At 41.3% G+C, this 22,136-nt stretch carries 19 protein-coding genes; 10 read left to right on the top strand and 9 right to left on the bottom strand.

Features of this window, described 5'->3' with window-relative positions; genetic code table 11:
- Nucleotides 1–39 precede the first annotated feature (39 nt).
- The 10 genes from H0W64_12330 (at nt 40) to H0W64_12285 (ending at nt 10,972) form a co-directional block, all read left to right on the top strand.
- The gene (locus H0W64_12330) at nt 40–720 is read left to right on the top strand and encodes a class I SAM-dependent methyltransferase (protein ID MBA3662510.1); all 681 of its coding nucleotides are present in this window, start codon (nt 40–42) and stop codon (nt 718–720) included.
- Nucleotides 721–727: 7 nt separating this feature from the next.
- Complete coding sequence (locus tag H0W64_12325) at nt 728–1,381, top strand: DedA family protein (GenBank protein MBA3662509.1); 654 nt, start codon at nt 728–730, stop codon at nt 1,379–1,381.
- Nucleotides 1,382–1,491: 110 nt separating this feature from the next.
- Nucleotides 1,492–1,953 carry an acetyl-CoA carboxylase biotin carboxyl carrier protein gene (locus H0W64_12320; GenBank protein ID MBA3662508.1) on the top strand — a complete coding sequence of 154 codons (462 nt, stop codon included), beginning with the start codon at nt 1,492–1,494 and terminating at the stop codon, nt 1,951–1,953.
- Nucleotides 1,954–1,980: 27 nt separating this feature from the next.
- Entirely contained in the window at nt 1,981–3,321 is a 1,341-nt protein-coding gene (gene accC / locus H0W64_12315) for an acetyl-CoA carboxylase biotin carboxylase subunit (GenBank protein MBA3662507.1), read from the top strand.
- Nucleotides 3,322–3,628: 307 nt separating this feature from the next.
- The gene (gene fis, locus H0W64_12310) at nt 3,629–3,913 is read left to right on the top strand and encodes a DNA-binding transcriptional regulator Fis (protein MBA3662506.1); all 285 of its coding nucleotides are present in this window, start codon (nt 3,629–3,631) and stop codon (nt 3,911–3,913) included.
- Between the two features lie 176 nt (nt 3,914–4,089).
- Nucleotides 4,090–4,968: a DotU family type IV/VI secretion system protein gene (locus H0W64_12305; protein MBA3662505.1), complete on the top strand. Its 879-nt coding sequence runs from the start codon at nt 4,090–4,092 to the stop codon at nt 4,966–4,968.
- A complete protein-coding gene (gene tssM, locus H0W64_12300) occupies nt 4,904–8,338 on the top strand; it encodes a type VI secretion system membrane subunit TssM (GenBank protein MBA3662504.1) in 3,435 nt (1,144 codons plus the stop codon). Before H0W64_12305 ends, tssM begins: the two co-directional genes overlap by 65 nt.
- Nucleotides 8,331–9,056, top strand: coding sequence for a dienelactone hydrolase family protein (locus tag H0W64_12295; protein ID MBA3662503.1), 726 nt, complete (start codon nt 8,331–8,333; stop codon nt 9,054–9,056). The genes tssM and H0W64_12295 overlap by 8 nt, the downstream gene beginning before the upstream one ends.
- A 33-nt stretch (nt 9,057–9,089) precedes the next feature.
- Complete coding sequence (locus H0W64_12290) at nt 9,090–9,671, top strand: hypothetical protein (GenBank protein MBA3662502.1); 582 nt, start codon at nt 9,090–9,092, stop codon at nt 9,669–9,671.
- Nucleotides 9,672–9,862: 191 nt separating this feature from the next.
- Entirely contained in the window at nt 9,863–10,972 is a 1,110-nt protein-coding gene (locus H0W64_12285; GenBank protein MBA3662501.1) for a hypothetical protein, read from the top strand.
- A gap of 174 nt (nt 10,973–11,146) precedes the next feature.
- Here H0W64_12285 and H0W64_12280 read toward each other — a convergent pair whose 3' ends face one another.
- The 9 genes from H0W64_12280 to H0W64_12240 all read right to left on the bottom strand — a co-directional run bounded on the left by H0W64_12280 (nt 11,147) and on the right by H0W64_12240 (nt 22,007).
- Nucleotides 11,147–11,497, bottom strand: coding sequence for a hypothetical protein (locus H0W64_12280; GenBank protein MBA3662500.1), 351 nt, complete (start codon nt 11,495–11,497; stop codon nt 11,147–11,149).
- 95 nt (nt 11,498–11,592) lie between these two features.
- Entirely contained in the window at nt 11,593–14,619 is a 3,027-nt protein-coding gene (locus H0W64_12275) for a type IV secretion protein IcmB (GenBank protein ID MBA3662499.1), read from the bottom strand.
- A 20-nt stretch (nt 14,620–14,639) separates the two neighbouring features.
- Nucleotides 14,640–15,263, bottom strand: coding sequence for an HNH endonuclease (locus H0W64_12270; protein MBA3662498.1), 624 nt, complete (start codon nt 15,261–15,263; stop codon nt 14,640–14,642).
- 18 nt (nt 15,264–15,281) lie between these two features.
- Nucleotides 15,282–15,671 carry a type IV secretion protein IcmD gene (locus tag H0W64_12265; GenBank protein MBA3662497.1) on the bottom strand — a complete coding sequence of 130 codons (390 nt, stop codon included), beginning with the start codon at nt 15,669–15,671 and terminating at the stop codon, nt 15,282–15,284.
- A gap of 65 nt (nt 15,672–15,736) precedes the next feature.
- Nucleotides 15,737–16,396 (bottom strand): hypothetical protein, encoded by a 660-nt coding sequence (locus H0W64_12260; protein ID MBA3662496.1) that lies wholly within the window; start codon nt 16,394–16,396, stop codon nt 15,737–15,739.
- Between the two features lie 156 nt (nt 16,397–16,552).
- Nucleotides 16,553–17,644: a hypothetical protein gene (locus tag H0W64_12255; GenBank protein ID MBA3662495.1), complete on the bottom strand. Its 1,092-nt coding sequence runs from the start codon at nt 17,642–17,644 to the stop codon at nt 16,553–16,555.
- A gap of 110 nt (nt 17,645–17,754) precedes the next feature.
- The gene (locus tag H0W64_12250; protein ID MBA3662494.1) at nt 17,755–20,046 is read right to left on the bottom strand and encodes a hypothetical protein; all 2,292 of its coding nucleotides are present in this window, start codon (nt 20,044–20,046) and stop codon (nt 17,755–17,757) included.
- On the bottom strand, nt 20,046–21,347 hold the full coding sequence (locus H0W64_12245; GenBank protein ID MBA3662493.1) for a type IV secretion protein IcmK: 1,302 nt from the start codon (nt 21,345–21,347) through the stop codon (nt 20,046–20,048). Before H0W64_12245 ends, H0W64_12250 begins: the two co-directional genes overlap by 1 nt.
- Before the next feature lie 3 nt (nt 21,348–21,350).
- Nucleotides 21,351–22,007 (bottom strand): DotI/IcmL/TraM family protein, encoded by a 657-nt coding sequence (locus H0W64_12240; protein MBA3662492.1) that lies wholly within the window; start codon nt 22,005–22,007, stop codon nt 21,351–21,353.
- Between the last annotated feature and the right edge of the window lie 129 nt (nt 22,008–22,136).

The following is a 22,136-nucleotide window of genomic DNA, read 5'->3' as shown; positions in this document are numbered from 1 at the left end:
CTGTAGACTAAAGATAATTTTCAACTCGAAGCTTACTAAATGCCGCTAATTTCTGCTACTCCTGATATATCTCAACTAACCATCGAAACGAATGAGCAACGCACTTCTCTGGTGTATTACGATGAAAAAGCCAAAAAACAATCCTTTTATATCGATTTTAATACCCAGCAAATGGCTTACCGTCTAAAAAAAGCGACGCTTCGCAATGAATTGTTAGCAAGAGCTATAGGCGCTAAACCGCGTGACGGCATTAAGCTTGTCGACGCAACTGCAGGGTTGGGACGGGATGGTTTTTTGTTAGCCTGGCTTGGTTTTAACATTACATTAATTGAGCGCTCCACTACGCTTTGTCTTTTATTAGAAAATGCCTTGAATCGCGCTCAGAACAATAGTTTACTGGCCAAAACTGTCGGTCGGATTGAATTGGTTCAAGCGGATGCATTAATATGGTTAAAAGAAAATCCAGCAATTGATGTAATTTATCTTGATCCAATGTTTCCGGTTCGGAAAAAATCAGCTGCGGTTAAAAAAGAAATGACTTTATTACAATCTTTAGTCGGTCAGGATGAAGACGCTAGTAAATTATTTGAACAATCCTTAACTTGTGCCACCCAGAGGGTTGTGGTAAAAAGACCGCGGTTATCTACTTTTCTCACCGATCAGCATCCCAATTTTTCACTCACTGGTCGAAGTGCACGTTTTGATATTTATTTGGTCTAATCACGCTATGGAATATATTCAACATATATTAAGTTTTTTAGTTCACATTGATGATTATCTCATCGCCTTTGTTTCGCACTATGGCGTTTGGACTTACGTCATCTTATTTTCCATTATCTTTTGTGAGACGGGTTTAGTTGTTTTCCCCTTCTTGCCCGGCGATTCTCTTTTATTTGCTGCAGGCAGTATTGCAGCAACGGAAAACGAACCCTTAAATATAGGCTTACTTTTCTTTCTCCTTACCCTGGCTTCCATTCTTGGCAACAAATTAAATTACTTGATCGGTGTACGAGTTGGCCCTCGGGTTTTTAAAGGCAGTAAGTATCGGCTTTTTAGTAAAAAACATTTAGAAGACGCCCACCGTTTTTATGAAAAGCATGGGGGGAAAACTATCATACTGGCTCGATTCGTACCAATTTTGCGCACTTTTGCGCCTTTTGTGGCAGGAATAGCCTACATGAGTTTGTCGCAATTCTCTCTTTATAACATTGTTAGTGGTCTTCTTTGGATTGGCACGCTTCTCTATGCCGGCTATTTCTTCGGTGGATTACCTTTTATTAAGGATAATTTTTCAATCGTCGTTTATGCAGTCGTTGCTTTATCACTCCTTCCTCCCCTCTTCGCTTTCTTATATCGACGATTTATCCCCGATAACGGATAAGATAATAAGATGCTGGTAACAACCGGCATTATGCAACATCTAGACAAAATTGTGTCAATATTGCAGAATGCACAATCTTTAAGTAACTTACCTTGTGGAGAAATGCGTCGATGGACATGCGAAAAATTAAGAAATTAATTGAGCTCATCCAAAAAACTGGGGTCGCAGAAATTGAAATCAAAGAAGGTGAGGAATCGGTTCGTATTACCCGCGAAGTTAAGCAAAGCGGAGCGCCCATGATGATGGCAGCAGCTGCGCCGCAAGCCAATCAGCCTATAGCAACTGCGCCGTCCGAAACACCAACTCATCCTCAACCCACTGACGCTTCAACTCAAAATAAACATACTGTGAAAGCCCCTATGGTCGGCACCGTGTATCTATCCGCAACACCGGGTGCAAAACCTCTTGTTGAAATAGGCCAAACAGTTAAAGTTGGTGAAATCTTATGCTTGATTGAAGCCATGAAAATGTTTAACCAAATCGAATCGGATAAAGCGGGAACCCTTACTGCGCGGCTCATTGATAATGGTACGCCAGTTGAATTCAATCAGCCGTTATTCATTATTGAATAAGCCACCACACCTAGGATGAATCATGCAATGCTAGATAAAGTATTAATTGCTAATCGCGGTGAGATCGCCCTTCGCATTTTGCGCGCCTGTAAAGAATTAGGTATCAAAACTGTAGCTGCTCACTCCACTGTCGACCGAGATTTACTGCATGTCAGACTTGCAGATGAATCAGTTTGCATTGGACCGCATCCTGCGGCCCTTAGTTATTTAAATATTCCTGCCATTATCAGCGCAGCTGAAATCACAGATGCCATCGCTATTCACCCAGGCTATGGTTTTCTTTCAGAGAATGCCGACTTTGCTGAACAAGTCGAAAAAAGTGGATTTATTTTTATCGGCCCCCATCCCGATACTATTCGACAAATGGGAGATAAAGTTGCAGCCATTAACTTTATGAAAAAAATTGGCGTGCCCTGCGTGCCAGGATCAGACGGCCCTATCGAAGAGGATGATACGCACACCATCAAACTCGCGCGTAACATTGGTTATCCAATAATTATTAAAGCAGCTGGTGGTGGTGGTGGACGAGGGATGCGTGTGGTTCACACTGAGTCGCATCTTATTAATGCGATCGCTTTAACTAAAAGTGAAGCGAAAGCTGCCTTTAATAATGACAAAGTTTATTTAGAAAAATATTTACAAAATCCTCGCCATATTGAAATTCAATTGCTTGGCGATGGGCACGGCAATGCCATTTATCTTGGCGAGCGCGATTGCTCTATCCAACGCCGCCATCAGAAAATTATTGAAGAAGCACCCGCGCCAGGGATTACTGAAAAGCAGCGAGTGCAAATTGGTGAACTTTGTGCCAAAGCTTGCCGTGATATGAAGTATCGTGGTGCAGGTACCATGGAGTTTCTATACGAAGATGGTAAATTTTACTTTATTGAAATGAATACGCGGGTCCAGGTTGAGCACCCCATTACTGAAATGATTACGGGTGTTGATATTGTCCGTGAGCAATTGCGCATTGCAGCGGGTGAAAAACTTGCATATACCCAAGATGAAATCAAGATTCGAGGGCATGCGATCGAGTGTCGAATTAATGCTGAAGATCCACGTACGTTCACACCATCTCCTGGAACTATTTCTTATTTTCATGCTCCAGGTGGTCCAGGCATCCGCGTCGATTCCCACATTTATAGCAGTTATAAAGTGCCGCCTTATTACGATTCTTTGATTGCGAAAATTATTGCTTATGGTGAAACGAGAGAATTAGCCCTAGCAAGAATGCGTGAAGCGCTGGACGAAACAGTTATTGAAGGCATTCGCACCAATATTCCTCTCCATCAAGATATTTTGCGAGGCAACTCATTTCAGAAAGGTTTGATTAATATCCATTATCTTGAAAAATGGATGAGTATGTAGTCCCTCCTGCTATCTTGTGGAGTCAGTAAAAATTCTTAAGTTCTGATCTTTTTGTGGGCAAGTTAAATTTGATTTGCCCACTTTTACAATCCTTGTATTAACTTTAACGATCTTCCTGCTTGTCATACTGCTTTTCTTGATTTAAAAGTAGATAAGGAAAGCATTTTTCGCTTACCAGCCGAAATAATGATACTGACTTGTAATAAAGAACTAGGGCAACACGAAGGGAAAAGAGATTGATCTAACAAAGAACAATGGTTACAATACGTGCTGGATCATGAACAATCCCGGTAAACCGAGGAATAATATGGCTATAAATACTTTAGAAAAAACAAATACAGAGTTTGAATTAACTCAAAAAAACCAGCCCTTACATGACAGCGTTAGGCAAGCGCTTGAGAATTACCTTTCTCAACTTAAAGGACAGATGCCTAGCAATTTGTATGAGCTTATCTTGGCTGAAGTGGAAGCTCCGTTAATGGAAGCAGTCATGGAGTATACGAAAAATAATCAATCTCGAGCTGCAATTGTCCTTGGCTTAAGCCGCGGTACGTTGCGCAAGAAATTAAAATTATATGGAATGCTTGAGTAGTCTCCTTTTTGCTTACCTTTCTGCATGAGAATATCCCTGTCTAAAAACAGGGATATTGTTTTATATACCACTTGTCTAAGCATGGATTAAATTCCCATCTTCCGAGGTATCGGTATATAATGCTGCTGTCTGGTTTTTCATCAGATGCGTGAGCCTAATTTGGGAGATTGTGCAGTATGATTGCAACGCCAAACCAACAAGCTCCAAAAGAAAATCTCGTCACGGTGTTACCCACTGAGGCTGATTTTGAAGCTAAGCGTTTTGACACTGTACCCAGCCCTTTAAAAACTTTATCCGCGCCATCACAATCACTGCTAATTAGCCGTACTTTCAATCATCATCCCAGTGCAGGTCTCAATCCTTTAGTGGATGCTGCTAATTATTTTTTTTCTATTACGGGAAAATTAAAACAGTTAAAGTCATATCGGAAGTTAAACAAGTTACAAAATGAATTAATGCAAGAAATTAATTCATTCCAAGAAACAGCACAAAGTCACGGTTATAATAGTGAATACACCATTGTATGTCGCTACTTACTGTGTGCAACTTTCGATGATGTTATTGCTAATACACCCTGGGGTGGACAAGATCAATGGGAACCTTATTCCTTACTAGCAGCCTTTAAACAACACACCTATCATCAAGATAAATTCTTCAATATTCTTGAACGTGCAGTTAAAGAGCCTGCAATTTATATCGATATGATGGAACTCATTTATATTTGCTTAAGCATGGGATACAAAGGACAGTATCGTGCCACCGAGCATAGCCAATATCAGCTTGAACAAATTACCAATAATTTGTATAAACATATTCGAGCTTATCGAGGTAGCTTTAGCAAGGCGCTCTCACCCACACCACTTAAAACAAAATCAGTATCTAAAGTTGCAGAAAAACGTAACACCCACCCTTTATTTATTTTGTTTGTAAGCGCTTGTGTGGTGATGGCTATTTTTATCAGTTTGGGTTATCTAATGGATGTTATATCGAATGAAGCGTTCAAAAATATTAAGCAAATTCAAACCCCTGTTTCTACTGAAACAAGCAAACTATGAACTTTTCTCACAAGTAATTACCTCACTCGCTTTTCTCTTTCTCCTTTCTTTAACGATTTGGTTTTTCGGCCCTTTTATTACTTATCATCATGCGTATCCTTTTGCAGACGCTGAAAAAAGAACTTATGTGGTTGCATTCCTTTTCCTAACTTGGATGCTCAAGTTACTTATTTATGATTTAAATAAAACTAACTTTTCCATCATCCGCGAAACGACATTAAGAAAAAAAATGCAACATTTACAAGCTAGATTTGTAAGTGCGTTACGTTTTCTAAAAAAAACAAGTGTCCCCCACCTCGGTCAACGTATTCGATTGAAAAACTTACCGTGGTTTCTTGTCGTTGGCCCTAAAGACGCGGGAAAAACCACCTTATTAGCACAAGCCAATATTCATTATATTTTGCAACGGCACTTTAAAGAGACCATGCGCTATCGACTTCCTGCATCACACCACCCTGACTGGTGGATCACGCGGGATGCAGCATTCATTGATGTACCCAGTAATTATTTATTTAAAACAGATGCTCATAAATCGCAAGCTTCATCAACTAAAACGTATAGCATTTGGCAGTTTTTTTTAAGTCTTATCCAAACTTACCGTGGGAAAAGTGGTTTAAACGGCATCGTTATTGCATTACCTTTCCCTGATGTCATGCGTCAAAATGAAGTGAAGCAATTTCATCTTGAGATGCGCGATCTTTGTCAGCGGCTACATGAATTACAAAAGTATTTTAATGCTTCTATTCCTTGCTATATCCTGATTACCAAGTGCGATTTATTACCGGGCTTTAAAGAATTTTTTGCCGAATCTACTCATGAAGAAATCAATCAAGCGTGGGGAATCGCTTTAGCTGATAGCCCACTTGCTAATGTACACCAACTCTTTAATGATCGTTTTAATGCGCTTATTAAAAAACTCAATCAACAATTATTATGGCGCCTTCACCAAGAACGTAACCCCATGGTGCGACCGGCTATCAAAGATTTTCCGCTTCAGGTTGAACGATTAAAAGCCTTAGTTGCCGATTTTTTAAAAAAAATGGGGGCTGCGCAATTAAAAATTAATATACGCGGCGTTTACTTAACAAGTGCTATGCAACCTGCGTCGGAAAAAGAGCCTACCGTTATCGAAGAAATCAATTCGACTCTTCGCACTGTTGCACTTTTCAAAGCGCCTACGCTGCAAAGCCGCGCTTACTTTCTTAAGCAATTTTTAACGCAAGGTTTACATTCACAACCACGTTCGCACACTACAACCGCTGCAGTATGGCGAAGACGCTTCGCCTATGTGGTAGCTTTTGGTATGGTGGCCTCTACTGCGTTATTGTTTAGCAGGGATTTTGAACAAGGTGTTAAACAAGCCTATTCTATTCAAAATTATTTAACGGATTACCAACTCGCTATCCAAAAAAATCAAAACTCGCTTGAACACTTGATGTTAGCCAGCAATCTATTGAACACTTTAGATAGTCTCGCTCAAAAGACTATCGTTAAATTTAACTTATCTACTTTATTAACTTTTTATTCTCAAAAATCGGAAGAAAAAGCTCATCAAGTTTATGCTGCGGCTCTCAGGGACATTTTACTTCCTGAGGTTGGAAATTTTTTAGCTGATATTTTAAAAAACCCTGTCAACAAAAATGCCGAATTTGTTTATGCTACGCTTAAAGCTTACTTAATGCTTGGTGATCCTGCGCACTTTGACCAAACTTTTTTTCTCACAACGACTGAGCAAGCCCTGCAAGCAAATTTTGATAAAGCTAAATTACAACGGTTTATCCAACACCTACAACTAGCCACCGCTCCCCCCAAGGAACTACCCCTTAATACCAAACTCATTGTTGAAACACGGCAATTTTTACAATCACTGCCGTCCTTCCAATTGGCTTATGTCATTTTAAAAAATACAAATAGTAATAACGTTCCACATGAAATTAACATCGGTACAACAAAGAGTGCTGCAACTGTATTTACGACACATGATATTACGAATCAAATCCCAAAAATGTTTACCTCTTCCATCTTCTCTCAGATCATCGCAAGTGAAGTTACAACTGCCGCTGAAGAAACAACGCAAGGTAACTGGGTGTTAGGTAAACCGATACAAGCTTCACAAGTTGATGTATCAACACTAGCCGATCAATTACGTACAGCATATGTGAATAATTACATTGATTTGTGGGAAAGTGTTTTAGCGAATATTCAACTCCATGAACCACGTGATTTATCTCATCTTGATGCCATGATTCAATTGTTACTTAGTAATGATTCCCCGCTTTTACAATTATTAAGAACGGTACATGACAACACTTTTTTTGAGCCTGTTTCATCAGCTAGCCCAAAATTACAAAGCATGGCGCTTTTATTAACAAAAAGTCACGATGGCACAGATCAACTTTATCAAATATTTTCTGGCTTACAGCATGTTCACGCCTATTTAAACAGCATTTTAAAAGCTGAAAATCATAAGAAAGCCGCCTATGATGCAATGTCTTATCACATGCAAAACAGCGGAGCGCCCGATGCACTGTCCTCGTTACGCCTCATTGCGGATAAAAGTCCTGACCCCGTTAAAATTTGGCTCAATAAAATTTCAAACACTGCATGGCAATTACTCATGCGTGATGCCGGCCAGTATTTAGATACATCTTGGAATGACAAGGTGATGGACGTTTATCGCACTCATATTGCTGATCGTTATCCTTTTAATCAACAAAGTGAAGCCGAAGTATCCTTACCCTCTTTTATTCACTTTTTTGGCAATCCTGGGTTAGTGATTAACTTTTATAATCAATATTTGCAGCACTTGATCGATAAAAAAAATCACCACTGGCAATGGAAAACACTGCATGGAATGCCACTTCCTCTATCCAGCGCACTTCTTCCCCAAATTCAAAAAGCGATGCTCATTCATCATGCTTTTTTTCCAAACGGTGATGATAAGTTATTCGTTCAATTTAATGTCCAACCCTATCAATTTGGTAAGCAAGTTATGCGCGTCAAATTGAGTATTAATGGGAAAGAAATGATGGATGATCAATCAAGTGGTAACGCTCATCATTTAGTTACGTGGACTGATACGAGTTCACAAAAACATGCAGCTTACGAAATAACTTTAGCTAACCAAAATCCCGTTCGCCAAAATTTTCCTGGGGAATGGGGATGGTTTAGATTAGTTAATCAAGCCTTTGAGAGTTCGCTTTCCAAAAAACAATTGGTCATTAACTTGTCCCCTCAATTGCTTGCCAAATATTTAATTTATACAGAAGGACAAAGTAATCCCTTGCTCAGCTTAAAAATGCCGGAATTTGATTTGCCTAAACACTTGTATATTGAGCCAAACAATAATAATGGAGACTATCATGCTTGACGCGCATAACATCACTTACGAAGATGAAGGACTTTCATTTGTTGGGTATATTGCCTTCCCCGCAACCCTAACTCAACCCACGCCTGCCATCTTAATTATTCACGATTGGTCGGGAAGAAATGAATTTGCGTGTGAACAAGCCCGGAAGATTGCAGATTTAGGCTACATTGGTTTTGCTGTTGATATGTTTGGCAAAGGAATGGTAGGCACAACCACGGAAAGCAAAATGAAGCTGATGCGACCTTTAATGGATGACCGAAATATCATTAAAAAGCGAATGTTGAAAGCTTTGGAAGTTGTGAAAGGTTTAGATCATGTTGATCAGCAACATATTGTCGCAATGGGATTTTGCTTTGGTGGATTATGTTGTTTGGACTTGGCACGGACGGGCGCGGATCTTGCAGGGGTTGTAAGCTTTCACGGTCTGCTGACAGCGCCTGATATTGATAATCAGGGTCCTATCCTTGCCAAAATTTTGGCACTGCATGGTTATCAAGATAAAATGGTTACGCCTGATCAAGTCATCGCGTTTGGCAATGAAATGTTAAAACGCCAAGCAGATTGGCAACTCAATATGTTTGGTAATGCGATGCATGGATTTACCAATCCTCAAGCCCATGATGAAGCAGCGGGCATTCTTTATAATAAAGAAGCTGCCACGCAAGCCTGGCGTGCGATGCAACTCTTTTTAAACGAAATATTTGATAAGCGAGTTTAAATTAACTTAAATTTACAAAAGGGAAGTAAATCTATGAAAGTTATTGTCAAAGTATCTGGTTTATTATTTTTGTTTCTCAGTGTTTCATGTTATGCAGCAACGCCTGAAACAACCGCTACTCCAGCGCCCGCCCCTGCAGTAACAAAGCCTGCGACTCAACATACTTTCCCTGAAACATTAGAACTTGGTGGAAAATCATGGAAGCTTGATAATTTTCAAGCTGACAATAATTTAACTTTAGGGGAATACGTAACCGCCAATCAAACTGTTAATAATTGGCAAGAATTAATTACTTTTCAAAAATTTAATTTTACGATGAGCAAAAATTTTACGCCGAAGCTATTTGCAGATAAAGAAGCAGAGGAATTACGCAATCAAAAATTAAAAATTATTTATAATTTAATTTCTTCAAATGAACAAGAAGCTATGATGGAGTTTCGCGTTGAAGAGCCAACAAAAGACCAACAAGATGAACTACAACGTATTGTTTTAACGCCTGATCAACGATTAGTGATTTTACATTATGTCATTAAAAAATCAGACATGGGCGAAACGGAAAGAAAAGTCTGGTTAGAAGCCCTTAAAAGTATTGACGTTAGCAAACTTAAACCATAAGACGATCTGCACCCTGTAGGCTTAAAACCTATCTTTTCTTAGCCTGCAGGGAGTTTCTCCGCAACACCTTCAAAGCGTATTTTCTGCACCAGACTGTAACCTTATGTTTCATCATATATTTCTTACCCGCTTTATCAAAGCTAATGTCGTACTATACTATTAGTATCAATATGAATTTAAGTGCTCTTAATATGCCTTTTAAAATACCAAGCTCAGATGGAAAGGAATTCAAAGAAGTCTCTTTGGAAGAAGCCAGCGTTTGGCTTAATAATCAGTTTAAAAATACCCTCCTTCCAAAACAAAAAGATGCTTCCTTGGTTTTTTTTAAATTTATTCCCCTCAATTTTACTGTGGACCCGAACAATAATAACTTTCTAAACCAGAACAACAATAACTTTTTAACAGAGGCAAAAAAATTATTTATAGGCGAACCTCCAAAAATAGGCGCGCTGGAAACTGCAGCGCGTTATGGCCACTTTGAACCCTTTGCTAAACTTTTAGAATGGTTCTTACTACAATTTCCAGAAGAAAATGCTAACAAAACACTTTTTGATAACCTAGAAAATTTTGCACGAAGCAATGTAGCTTCTGGTGAATTGATTTTAAAAACGCTTAAAAATGTTACTGATATGAAAAAGAAAACTGCTCTTAATTTACATTTAAAGCAGTTGGATGAATATATTAAGGAATATTCGATTGATATTACAAACCGAGCTGGAAAACTCGTAGATCCTATCATCTCTCAGTTAAAGCTACTAAGTACCGTGGCCGAAATTAAGCGCATTCCTCAAGAAAGCTTAGATAAACTTGATGTTATTTTAAAACAATTTAAACGTGTTGAAGACTGGGAAACTATCATTCAACAAAAAATTGAACAACTTAAGGCAAAATATGATGAATGCATAAACCTGGGTATCGAGGATACCAATCCAATTTTGCAATCCATTAATGCATTTAAGGAAATCGATAATTTTCAACTCAAAAAAATTATTACAGACCACTTTTTTTCTGAAGAAAGTTTTCTAAGAAAGATTACGACCATTCCCCTCACCATGCGGTTCCGAAACCCATTCAGTAGCTTTGAAAATTCTCGATTTAAAAACTTAGTTTTAGATTTAGACTTGATAGAAAAGACCTTGCCTGAAATGATTGAGGCAAAACAAAAAGTAAATAGAGATTTAATTCAACAACGCAATCGAAACTTTTCTCCTAATCAAACTAATATCAATGTGGTTCAACAAGATTTAAGACCAAGAGATAAGGATTCAAGGGATACTGCTGTTAAAAATAATAACAAGTAAATATCCGCATCTTTATTTGGACTAACTTAAAAAAAACTTTTTGAATTTAACCATACCCCGCAAGAGAGCGGGGTAATAGTAAGTAAACGAAATTTAATACATATTGAAAGTGACATAGTGGGAAGGTAACATTTCTAATACATTACAAAATCCCTGCGAAATTATTTACCTGGATCATGATAAAGCTCTTGTTCTCAACTGAGGAAATTGCGAAGCAAACTGTGGTTTTGGTTCTGGCTGTACATAGGATCTTGCTTTACTAAATAAGGACATGGCATTGGAAGAAACTGCTTGTGCTGAATTTTTGAAGCCATATTCATGGGCTGACAATAAACTAGAAGCAATAGCGCATCCGAGAGAAAAATTCTTAACGGTCGCATTATTTTGCACTGCAGCAATGCCTGCATTTAAAAAAAATAAAGCAGCAGTGGCTCTCGACAATTTGTAATTAGGCGCATCAGCATCTATTAATTCTAATAAAGAATCTTTGACACCTTCAGCAATAGAAATGGCACGATTTTGCATAAGAGATTTCCTTTAATTATTTTCCATTAATAGCTCAGAAATATTATGCCGAATAACTCGAAAGATCAATTGCAAGCAGAGTTGATAAAAAGCGATTATTTAGGCAAGCTTTTCACATCTGGATTGATTGAGTACGCTTCTAAAATTTCTTCTAGCAATTGATCAGCAATACTCAAATTACTATCTTCCTCAATCACGCCTTGTTTTTCTCGCAGCATGGTCAACCTGGACTCAATTAAACCTTTGACAGAACCTGTAGGAAAAAGATTGGCTAATAATCGACGCGCTTCTTTAGGCCCCAATCGTTGATACAAACGATTACGTAAACGGGCATCCTCTGCGGTCGTACTAAATGCCCATAATTCAATAGGCCCTAGCGTATTGGTTAACAGTTGAGTATTCATGCCATTCTTTGTTGAGAATTGCGCGAGAAATGTAGCCCCACCTTCCCGCGGACCATGAACACGTGTTTTAAGCGCAATTCGAGCTGTATCTGATAACCCAAAAATTTCTGTGGACCGACGAATTGCTTGCTCAGGTCCTGCATCCATAATGAATACTGACGTTCCAAATTCAACCATGACTGGATCAAAATCATCCAGTGATTGCGATATCAAAGCAATTTGTACATTCCACTTTCGACCTTCGCGCATATCTAAAATTACTTGGTCGCGCACAGCACGGGCTTTAGAAGTACGGTGAAATTCATCATAAACAATGCGCTTGGAATCTTCGCGAATTTCTGCAATGCGAAGACGATGAAATTCATGATAGGCTTCAGGAATGTCCGATAATGAATCTTCGGTAAGATAATAATGTCGGGCCAAAGCATAACGCGCCAACATATACATCACTGCTGTTTGGCGTTCTGCTGCATCACCCCCACTTTTAGCAACTTCATCTAAATCGAGTGACACAATACGTGCTTCACCAATATCAAATTTAGTGATGTTAGAAAGTATGGGATATTCCCGCACAGCGCTCGAAATCATCCGGCCAAAAGCTTGGATCAGTGGTTCACCTGTGGGGGCTCGAACTTGGCCGTATAAATCTTCAATGACTTGGGTTCGACAAATAGCAGCCGCATCGGCAAGCAAAGGCATCGCATAACGTTGGGCGAGCATGGCTTCATGGTGAAAGCCTGCTAAAAACAAAGCATCTGTTACTTCCCACCACGTTGTTCGCTCATCCTGTACAAAGCCAATTTCACCTAAAATATCATCAACAATAGCTTCGATGCCTTGTGTGTAAGGATGTGCTTTACCTTCATCAGCCAAATTTTTATACATTTCATCAACAACTAAACCCGCCATGTCGGAAATGCCATCGTAAGGACGCTCGGCACCCAGCGGCGTTGCTAATAACGTAATAAAATTAACTAGAAATCCACGCTCTTGCGGCGAAGGGAAACGACAACCAAGCTGAGTGTCGAACGGATTGATTGAATAGTCTGGTGTCATGCGTAAGCGATGATATGCCACAAAATGCTTTTGCTCATCACTCAGCGCTTCGCGCAACAAGGAAATTAATCCACTACTGGAAGGACCTATATCGATAATGGCAATGCGGGGTAATCGGGTAATACCACCCGACAAGCAGAGCGCTAAGTTAATCGCGTTCGATAAAACTGATTTACCCGAACCGGGTCGAGCATACATTAAATCGATCCAGGTTGTTTGCTGAACTGAGCCTGGTTGATACGGCCAAGGCTTTCCATCTGGCGAGCGTAATAGTAAAGCGCCATATTCCCAAGCTGATGCGGGACGTGTGAAGGGAAGCATATAAACCACATCAGAGAGCGGGGCAACAGAAGGAGTTGCCACGCTATTGGCACTAAATCCGAGTAAGCTCGAAGCAAATCCGGCAAATACGTCGCCTGATACTTCAGAAACTTCACAACTACCCCATCCTTCGACTGCTTTTGAGAGCTCGGCAGCACGGGTACGTAGTAAGCGGATATTACCTTCAGGTGCCCAAGTGGCTAAACTAACTTGCAACTTCACCACCGCATCGTCGGTATTCGTTTCTATATCGCGAAGTAACTTAACAGAATCGTGCACCAGCCCATTTTGCGCCGACGTAAAACTTAAAATAGCTGACATCATTGATTTGAAACTTAGAGTAGCAAGACCTCCACTTTCAATTAGAAATGAAATACGCCAAGGCACGCGTGTGGGTAACGTTCTTGCAAACAAAGCAATAAAAGTTTTTAAATCTTGGGGAAAAAGATCAATAAAGAGTGGCGTATAGATACGATCGCCTACCCTCGCCGTGCGCAAATCAATTGCAGTCGCGTCCCTGGGAAAAATTTGTCGAGCAAGCGGCGGATACATAAGACCAGATAATTCCCCCGCAAGCGGACGCGCTTCATGAATAGGAATTTTATCACCCGGTAAAACAGCGCGCCAATCTTTCGAGGTAAAATCTGCATCAGCAACATAGCGCATCGCATAGACGGCAGGGTGAATTTGCAATAAAACTGAATAAATATTTAAGGCATTCATATCCGTAACAACGGAACGCACAAATGACGCATGGGATTCACGTAAATCAGGAATAGCCGCAATTAAATTTTGCCCATTGCGAAAAGGCGGGATATCGTGTTCGCGGATAAAATTGAGTTTATCTTTCGTTGCCCTTTTTTGCTGTTCGCGCGTGAGCGAATAAGGTCGCGTCCATAAAACAAAATATAATTCTTCACGCGCGCAAAATCTTGAAAAATAATTGATGCGCTCATTGAACAAATCATCTAATTCTAAATTGAGTCGTTTTGCCGTTGCTCTAGCCGGCGATAAAATATCTTCAATTTCTGGCTTCACTGCTTCGCGATCATAGCCAAAGAAAACTTGAACGACATGGCCTGGACGTTTTAAGGTTGCTTGTAAGCTTTGCGTTAACCCTTGGTGGATTGTATTGAATTCTTCTTGGCCGATTAAACGTGTGACACCAAATACTCGAATAACAGAAATGAGCGAGCCGTCGCGGGCAACAAGTGTATAGTTATCGTCCGCTGTCTCTAAGTCACAGTAGGATTCAACAGTTTGTTTTAATTCAGTGCTAAACCAAGCCAGCACTGAATCAATGCTATCTAGTAGTGGATCAATGAACGTACGGTCGCGCATCCTTCACCTTTCAAACCTTATTAATCAGAAGGTGTTTCTTCGCTTAACTCAGCAAGAGCCGCTGCCGCCCAGGTATCCAGCTGGATTCGGAATTTTGCATGCGAAGGCAATAGTCGCATTTCTTTGAGAATATCAATTTTTTTTTCCGGAAACCGTTCTTGATATTCAATGACCATTTGACCAACTGTGTTGGGATTACTTGTTCCTGAGCCTAATTTATTTTCAACAATTTGGCTACGGAATTTAAGACTACGATAAATCGATTGGGCACTGTCTTGGTAACCTGTATTGTTACCCATAGCGCAAAATAAAACATGACAAAAACTGTTTAAGTCAGCTTGGCTAAGTTCAGGTAAGTAAATAAGTTGACCCCCTCCCATTTCATCTAAGCCTACAGCTTGTATAAATAAACATTGGGAACAAAAACAGCAAGCAGTGACCAAATTGCTCAATTTATTGTTACTATAATTTCCATCTAAATTAACCACTTCTTGGAATTCTTTAGCTTGAAAAGCACAGTACTGACACGTATAGGCATCACGAGCAAATACACGTTTTTCTACTGGCAGGAATGCTTTATCCTGCTTACGTCTGACGAAAATTCGCCAACCCGTTAAATTCACTGCCAGTTGAAGATCATGCATAGCTTTTTACGTTACACATTAAGAGGTTGGTTTAGGCGCGCCAAATGTTTCAATACCGGAAACGCCAGCTACGGTGCCACTTGCACCAAATAATGTTTGTCCAGACACTTTGAATACAGTTGGGATAAAAATAAGCGCTGCACCCACAAATAACAAAGCGATTGGTGTACCGATTGGAATTTGAGTTGGATTATCTTTGTGTGCTTTAAACTTCACAATGGCGCCCACCGCAAAAGCCATACCAGCGACATAAGCAGCTGCAGTGACTAATTTTGCAATGTTACCCACGTTCGAAGTGACTTGCGCTGCGACCGAACCAAAACCTGAGATTTGCGCAGCAAGCGCTGCACTGCCAGCAACAAAACAAGCTAGCGCAAATGCACCCAAGATTACATTCTTTTTCATCATGTCGTCTCCATATTTTAAATTAAACTCTGGACTTCCTAATTTACAATCTTAAAGATGCAACTAGTTTAATATGTACTTAATCCTAAAGTAACATTTATCACTTGCACAAACTGATAAATGTTAATGCATAATATACCACCAATGATATAAGTTAGCCCTTTTGCAAATGTCCCGGGTTGATTGCCCCCATGACCGCCGAGATGACTCAATGTTAATAATCCGCGTATAAAAGCGATGGTCCCGACAAATTGAACGACAAGATAGCAGACATTAATAAATTGCGACCATTGATCTTCTTCTTGCAAATAACCATAGGGATTGGGATCTGTCCAGAAAGTACTTAAGCCCATTTGGACGGAAGTCGGAATGTAAAGCAACATGGCGCCTGTTGCGAGTAGAATTAAAGGCGCTTTCACACTGTGTTCTTGAGACATCATAGTGCGGGATTCGCCGAGATGTTTCATCCGAATGATGCCAGCAATAATCAGATACATTCCCATAACATAGGCAAAAGCTGTGACCAATCGCATTAGGTTGGGAATGGTTTTCGAAAAATTAACCAACATATCTTGCGCGGAAGTGGAAGATACTTTTGCCCCACCCGGCAAATCGATGGTTGTGGTTTCTGCTGCTGCAAAAATAGCGGAAGTCACTAAACATAAAAAAATAATAATTAAAAATTGATGCACAACCACCCAGCATTTCTTACTTTGGCTTGGCAACATAGGCACCTCATTCTATTTCGCGGTTGTCATCCCTGCTTTTCCCTATGATAACAATCATAGTGGTATATAAAAACATTTGCCCATCCTAGTCTGGTTAACTCAGGATGGGCAAATGTGATGAGTAATTTAATGGCTCATCATGCAAATTTAAATGAGCTAAGTGCCATTCCCATAGGAAAGCGAAACGACTTTATTACCCGTGTTAATTTCAACGACACCATCATAAGGGTCAATTTTAATAACCCGACCGGTATTTTTAAGCATATCACCTTCAGCAACTGTAACCGTTTCACCACTATCTGAGCGTAACCAAGCTCGGCCGGGGATAATGGCTTGAACGCTGTAGGGAAGAACACGACCCGGGGATATGATGACTTGCGGCTCTATGTTCTTAGGTTCCGTATTTCGTTGCATCATGCTTTGCACCAATTTCTGCATTTCAGCTTCCATAGCAGAAACGCGAGCAGACATGCTTTGGACTTGCTCCTGCAATACTTTATTTTGCGTCGCAAAATCATTAACTCGCTGGCCATAATCAGCTTGTAACTGAGCGATAAGTCGCTCGTTACCAGCCATTAATTGCGCCATTGCTGCATCCAATCCGCCCGGGACTTGTGCACTAATCGGTGATGTTGTACTCGTATTTAGAACATAAGCAGGCGTTGCGGTTGGCGGTGGAGATTGCATGGGCACCATGTTAGGCAAGGGCTGTGTTGATGGTGACATAACAGTGGGTGGTGTTGGTGGCATCACGGAAGAAGATTGCACCACTTGAGGTGGCGCGCTTACGACCATCGCCTGCGCCGGTGGACCCTGTAACGGAACAACCTGGGTTGCTTGGGGTGCACTTGCAACGGGTGGTGATGAAGCTTGGACTACGGTCGCCGTAGGAATAACTGCTGATGGTGCTGCGGGCGCAGTTACGGTTAATTGGGAAGGTTGAGAAACTTGGGCGGGCGTAGTGGTAATGGGTTGCGTTATAACTTTGGGTTGAATGGTTGGATTAATTTCAGTCGGTTGAGTACTGGTTGGCGCAACCATTTTATAAACAACAAACACCAGAACCAAAAACACGACTAAACTAATTAGCATGCGCTTTGATCGTGAGAGACGATTTAGAAAATTCTCTTTACTTGGAGGCGTTTCCTTAGGCGTTTCAGGTTCAACTTCGTAGCTAACGTCATCGTCAGAAAAATGATACTCACTTTCCTCTGGCGATTCGAATTTGTCTTCACGATCATTCAACATCTTTTAAAGCCTCTCTTATCCTTAAATGGACTTGCATTAAAGCTTATCATTGATACTCATATTATAGATGATTTAAGCCGATCCCTTGGCCCATTTCTTCCAAATAATCCTTAGGTTATATCGTCCATAAATAATATACCGAGACCAACGCCTGAATCTACTTTTACCGTTGGCGGGATATTTATATAATTTTGAACTGCTTGGCCTAACGTTTGACCTACCTGGCCTAAGCCAACAAAGAATTTTTGCTTCGGATCAAGCTGCGGGTAAGTGGAACTCGTGCCAAAAATACCCGTCGTCGCAGTTGAACCAGACGTTGTAATGGCTGAAGCATAACCTTGCAGGAATGCAGTTGCCATGATCGCCCCATATCGTTTCAAATAGTGGTAGTCAACATCGCTTGCCATTACAACGCGCGCCGTGTCAGGATCAATCGCATAACCCTGAATCGTTCTCGAGCGCGGCCAAGCTTCCATATTCATTCGGGTGAAATTGAGACTGACCCGATCAAGTTGACCTGCGACCCCTTTCGTAGTCACCATTTTACCCAATAATTTAGCGCCCTTAAATTTATCACCGACGACAGTTGCCATGACAGGCGTATCGGGATAATCACTATTAACAGCAGTATCTAGCACGGCGAATAAAACGGTACCCGCTTTAATAAAGGCTGGAGCAAGTTCATCCGCACCCGTAATCGTTGTTTTTGAACTGGTGCTGGTCCTGGTTGAGGTAATTTCTCTACCCTCTGCATCCAATAATTTATAGGATCCTTCACGATGCATCATAACAGGTGGTTGCCATGCCGAAATTAATTGCTGAGCCTGCCCTGCCATATTGGCCATAATATTTTGGATACGAGCAAGACGATCTTGAGATGTTTCTTGCGCAACTTGGGTTTGAGCTACGTTAAATTCACCTGCTGTAGGAACATTCGTTTGGGCCGCTTCGCCTTGACCAACGCGTTGCTGAAGCTGGGCAAATTCATCGGATCCTCCAGTTGCCCCTTGTAAGGCAGCACGACTGGTTAAAGCTGCATATTCTTGCATTAGTTGCGCCGCTTGCTCAGGTGTTAGCAGACCTGCAGCAACCGCACGCTTAAGCTCATCAGCATAAGAAGAGGGGCTTGCATTATTCCCTTGCAACAATGCAAGGTTTTTTGCCATTTCGCGTAAACCTTTCACTTTCTGGTAATCAGCAATTTTTAATTTTGCGATTTCAGGCGTTAATTTTTTTTCTGTTACTAATTGGTTAATAGCTGATTGGAAAGCATCGAGCGTTACATCTTGCTGAATCATTCCAGCGATTTGACTTGCAACTTCTGGGGTAATTTTTCCTTCTTGTAATAAATCTTTTAATTCAGTAAAGGCAGCAGCCTCAGCTTCCTTAATAAGTTGATCAATTGACTGGCTCGGACCAATCTCTGCTTTTTGCTCTTTATATTCATCGATTACTTTGTTGGAAACCACAGGGGTCATTCTACCTGCTGCAACATAACGCTGCATGGCTGCAACAAAAACATCAACCGGAACCAACCGTGTTTCTAAATCTTCAATCTCTTTTTCTACATCTGCCGTTAATTCACCTGCTTGCACCATACGACGCAAAATACCAATACTGCGCATTACAATTTCGCGCGCACGTTGTTGGGCATATTGGGCAAGCAATTGTTGTGCCATCGCTGGAGAAATTTTTCCTTGCCGGACAAGATCCTGGAGCAAGGCTGCATAATCACTCGGCGTTGCTTTTCCTTTCTGAGCATCAAGTAGTAGCGTCGCTGCATCAATGGGCAACTGGCCGTTTTTAATTAAACCATCCATCACTTGCGCACTATCTTGTAACAAGCGATTGGCATATTGCTTTTTGTATTGATCCAGTAAAGCACGGGCTTGCTCGGGGGTTAACTTACCTTGCCTGACAAGTTCGTTCAGGGCGGCAGCAAACTCATCAACAGATGCATTTCGATCTGCAAGTTGTTGCAACGTTGATGCAAGCTCAGGCGCAAGGCGACCTTGCTTGACCCAATCATCCATGAGCAGTTTTACATTGGCAGAATCATCGGAACAAATAATGCAACCGGCAGTATTGGGTTGCTGGCCGATGTTGATAACGGTAGGGATCGCACTCCCGCCCGTCATCTGCGCCTGTTGCGCAGCTTGCGCATTCGCTTGTACTAAAGCACGTTGATATTCAGGCGTCAGCTGTCCCGCTGGTACCGACTGCAACCCTTGTGGTGCATTAGCAATACGCGTAGGACCGGTGGTTTCTGAGCCGCCAAAAAGAAAGCGGCTAAGAAAGTAGACGATTAAAATAAAGGCAACCACGGCTGCAAATATAAAAAAGATTCGGGCGCGAGCATCTAAGCGTTTTAAAAAATTGAAACGAGATAAATCAATCGCCATTACCAACCCTCAATTCGAAGTTCAGCAGGCTCTCCATATTTGGAAACTAATATAGAGGAGGTTTTAGGAAGCTCATAAGCATGCATGCCATCAGGACTAACCATGGTGCCGATCCATCCTGGTGAAAGCAGGGTTAAGCGCGTACGAAGATACATTTTTTCGCCCATCGAAAACGCCTGTGCATCCGCACCGATTACACGCATTGTTTTACTTCCGGGAGGTGGAATGCCATCTAAAATTCCTAAGAGTAATTGATTCGCAGAGTCGGGCAGTGTACTGCCGATCGGCAAATCTTTCGTATTCGGACCGATCCCGGGCACATGGACATCGACGCGATAATCTACGACCCGTTGTCCAGAGACAAGTTCTAAAGTGACAGGCGTGGGTAAGCCTACTAATCGGATAACAATGTCACCATCGGTATAAGGCAAGATTGATTGCAAGAGCAAGATGTTACTTTTACCGTCCCACTGAATCGTAACCGCTTTCGGATTGCCAATATCAAACGCAGCAATAGGCCATGGTGATCCCGTTGAATCCACAAAAACTAATGAACTGACATAACCCTGCGCTAAACGTACGGCGGGGGGGGTCGTGCCTGGTGCTAAGTTAATCATCAAAGTAGAAGAGACAGGTTTAGGCGGGACGACAGGTGCGACGGCGGCGGCACGTTGAGACATATCAATTTGTTGGCGCAGTTGCACAATTTGCTGAGGAGAAAGGGGCATATTTTGCTGTAGCATCATATTAAATGCGATAGCAGAATCTGGCGTCATTGGAATACGCGAAGGTGGTGCGGATTCTAGCATGACTTGCTGGCTCTCTTCATAGGTAAGCGGTTTATGCCCTTGATAAACAATTCGCGGTGGTGGCGGTTGTTTCGTAGGTGGCATGGATTTCGGAGTTGAATTATTAGTTTGTAGCCACGCATTAAAATCGCCCACCGTGGGTGGCGCGCTCGGCGGAGAAAAAGTGATAGGTGGGGGGCTGAGCGAAGCAGGAGGTGGCGTGGGTCCACCAATTCGGCTAGTGTTTTCAACTTGCGAGACGGGCGCCGGAATATTACTGGGTGGCGCTGGTATGGATTGTGTGGAAGACGAAGAAGTTGTCGCCGTCACGTTAGGTGGTGGTGGGGATGCAGGCGGTGGTCCCGCGGATGGCGATGGCGATATTTGCGAGGCTGCGTAAGCAGGTTCAGGAGATGCCGGAGGCAAATCACTACTTTGCTGCGCTACAGAGGAATGAACGACTCCTAACATCATCAAGCCAAAACAAGTCGCCATTCGTAATAAATTAGCCATGTTTTATCCATTACTGCCTAACTGACTTCCCGCACTTTTGACCACTAAAACATTACTAATGGCCACACCGGTTAAGTTATTAAGGGTCGAAACTCTGACCACGAGCACTTGTAATGTCAGCGTTTGTGAATTTGTTCCGCTATAACCTGCATAGTTTATGGTAAGGGGCATTTGGACCCACCACCCATAAATACCTGTTTCTGAAACCAGCCCTTGATTGAATAGGAAAGGTGCGCCTGCAGGAACGGCGCTGACAAAAATCTTGTAAGATTGCACCTTATTATAGTTCGCATAGATGTTCAATTGATTCTGAAATACCTTCCAACCTTCCGCCGTAAAATACGAGGTAATGTCTTTTAATTGATCATTGTAATTCATAAAATCAAACATAAAAGATTTTGGTAAAACGTCACTAACCCACTGCAAGAGATCGGGAGTAGTCAAGTAGGGTTGGCTTAATGGAACCGCAGGTTGTACACGCCATTCTTTTTCAACCATAAAAGTTTTGGGTGGAGGTTGATTAAGGTATAAGTAAAGCGAAATGCCAATTAAAAGTCCCAGGGCAATAATCATGCTGAGGATGATTAATAAAACTTTACCGAATGAATCGCGATAAAATTCATCACGAATTTCGACAACTTCTATTTCCTCGTCAGCCATCTTGCCTCACTGGTAAATCATCCTTGTTTTTACGTGATGATCTGAAAATATATACTACCTTAGCTATTTTTGCATCCCAGAAACATTAAAGGATCACTTCCCATTTTAATTCTATTAACTATTTAAAAT

Source organism: Gammaproteobacteria bacterium (assembly GCA_013816845.1).
In the GTDB taxonomy this organism is placed as follows: domain Bacteria; phylum Pseudomonadota; class Gammaproteobacteria; order DSM-16500; family DSM-16500; genus Aquicella.
The sequence above is the reverse complement of the archived record's forward strand: the minus strand, read 5'-3'. Positions and strand labels throughout refer to the sequence as shown.

Excerpts from the sequence above, each read along its gene's own strand:
- H0W64_12330 (MBA3662510.1), top strand. The coding sequence starts at position 40 with ATGCCGCTAATTTCTGCTACTCCTGATATATCTCAACTAACCATCGAA.
- H0W64_12325 (MBA3662509.1), top strand. The coding sequence starts at position 728 with ATGGAATATATTCAACATATATTAAGTTTTTTAGTTCACATTGATGAT.
- H0W64_12320 (MBA3662508.1), top strand. The coding sequence starts at position 1,492 with ATGGACATGCGAAAAATTAAGAAATTAATTGAGCTCATCCAAAAAACT.
- accC (MBA3662507.1), top strand. The coding sequence starts at position 1,981 with ATGCTAGATAAAGTATTAATTGCTAATCGCGGTGAGATCGCCCTTCGC.
- fis (MBA3662506.1), top strand. The coding sequence starts at position 3,629 with ATGGCTATAAATACTTTAGAAAAAACAAATACAGAGTTTGAATTAACT.
- H0W64_12305 (MBA3662505.1), top strand. The coding sequence starts at position 4,090 with ATGATTGCAACGCCAAACCAACAAGCTCCAAAAGAAAATCTCGTCACG.
- tssM (MBA3662504.1), top strand. The coding sequence starts at position 4,904 with ATGAAGCGTTCAAAAATATTAAGCAAATTCAAACCCCTGTTTCTACTG.
- H0W64_12295 (MBA3662503.1), top strand. The coding sequence starts at position 8,331 with ATGCTTGACGCGCATAACATCACTTACGAAGATGAAGGACTTTCATTT.
- H0W64_12290 (MBA3662502.1), top strand. The coding sequence starts at position 9,090 with ATGAAAGTTATTGTCAAAGTATCTGGTTTATTATTTTTGTTTCTCAGT.
- H0W64_12285 (MBA3662501.1), top strand. The coding sequence starts at position 9,863 with ATGCCTTTTAAAATACCAAGCTCAGATGGAAAGGAATTCAAAGAAGTC.
- H0W64_12280 (MBA3662500.1), bottom strand. The coding sequence starts at position 11,497 with ATGCAAAATCGTGCCATTTCTATTGCTGAAGGTGTCAAAGATTCTTTA.
- H0W64_12275 (MBA3662499.1), bottom strand. The coding sequence starts at position 14,619 with ATGCGCGACCGTACGTTCATTGATCCACTACTAGATAGCATTGATTCA.
- H0W64_12270 (MBA3662498.1), bottom strand. The coding sequence starts at position 15,263 with ATGCATGATCTTCAACTGGCAGTGAATTTAACGGGTTGGCGAATTTTC.
- H0W64_12265 (MBA3662497.1), bottom strand. The coding sequence starts at position 15,671 with ATGATGAAAAAGAATGTAATCTTGGGTGCATTTGCGCTAGCTTGTTTT.
- H0W64_12260 (MBA3662496.1), bottom strand. The coding sequence starts at position 16,396 with ATGTTGCCAAGCCAAAGTAAGAAATGCTGGGTGGTTGTGCATCAATTT.
- H0W64_12255 (MBA3662495.1), bottom strand. The coding sequence starts at position 17,644 with ATGTTGAATGATCGTGAAGACAAATTCGAATCGCCAGAGGAAAGTGAG.
- H0W64_12250 (MBA3662494.1), bottom strand. The coding sequence starts at position 20,046 with ATGGCGATTGATTTATCTCGTTTCAATTTTTTAAAACGCTTAGATGCT.
- H0W64_12245 (MBA3662493.1), bottom strand. The coding sequence starts at position 21,347 with ATGGCTAATTTATTACGAATGGCGACTTGTTTTGGCTTGATGATGTTA.
- H0W64_12240 (MBA3662492.1), bottom strand. The coding sequence starts at position 22,007 with ATGGCTGACGAGGAAATAGAAGTTGTCGAAATTCGTGATGAATTTTAT.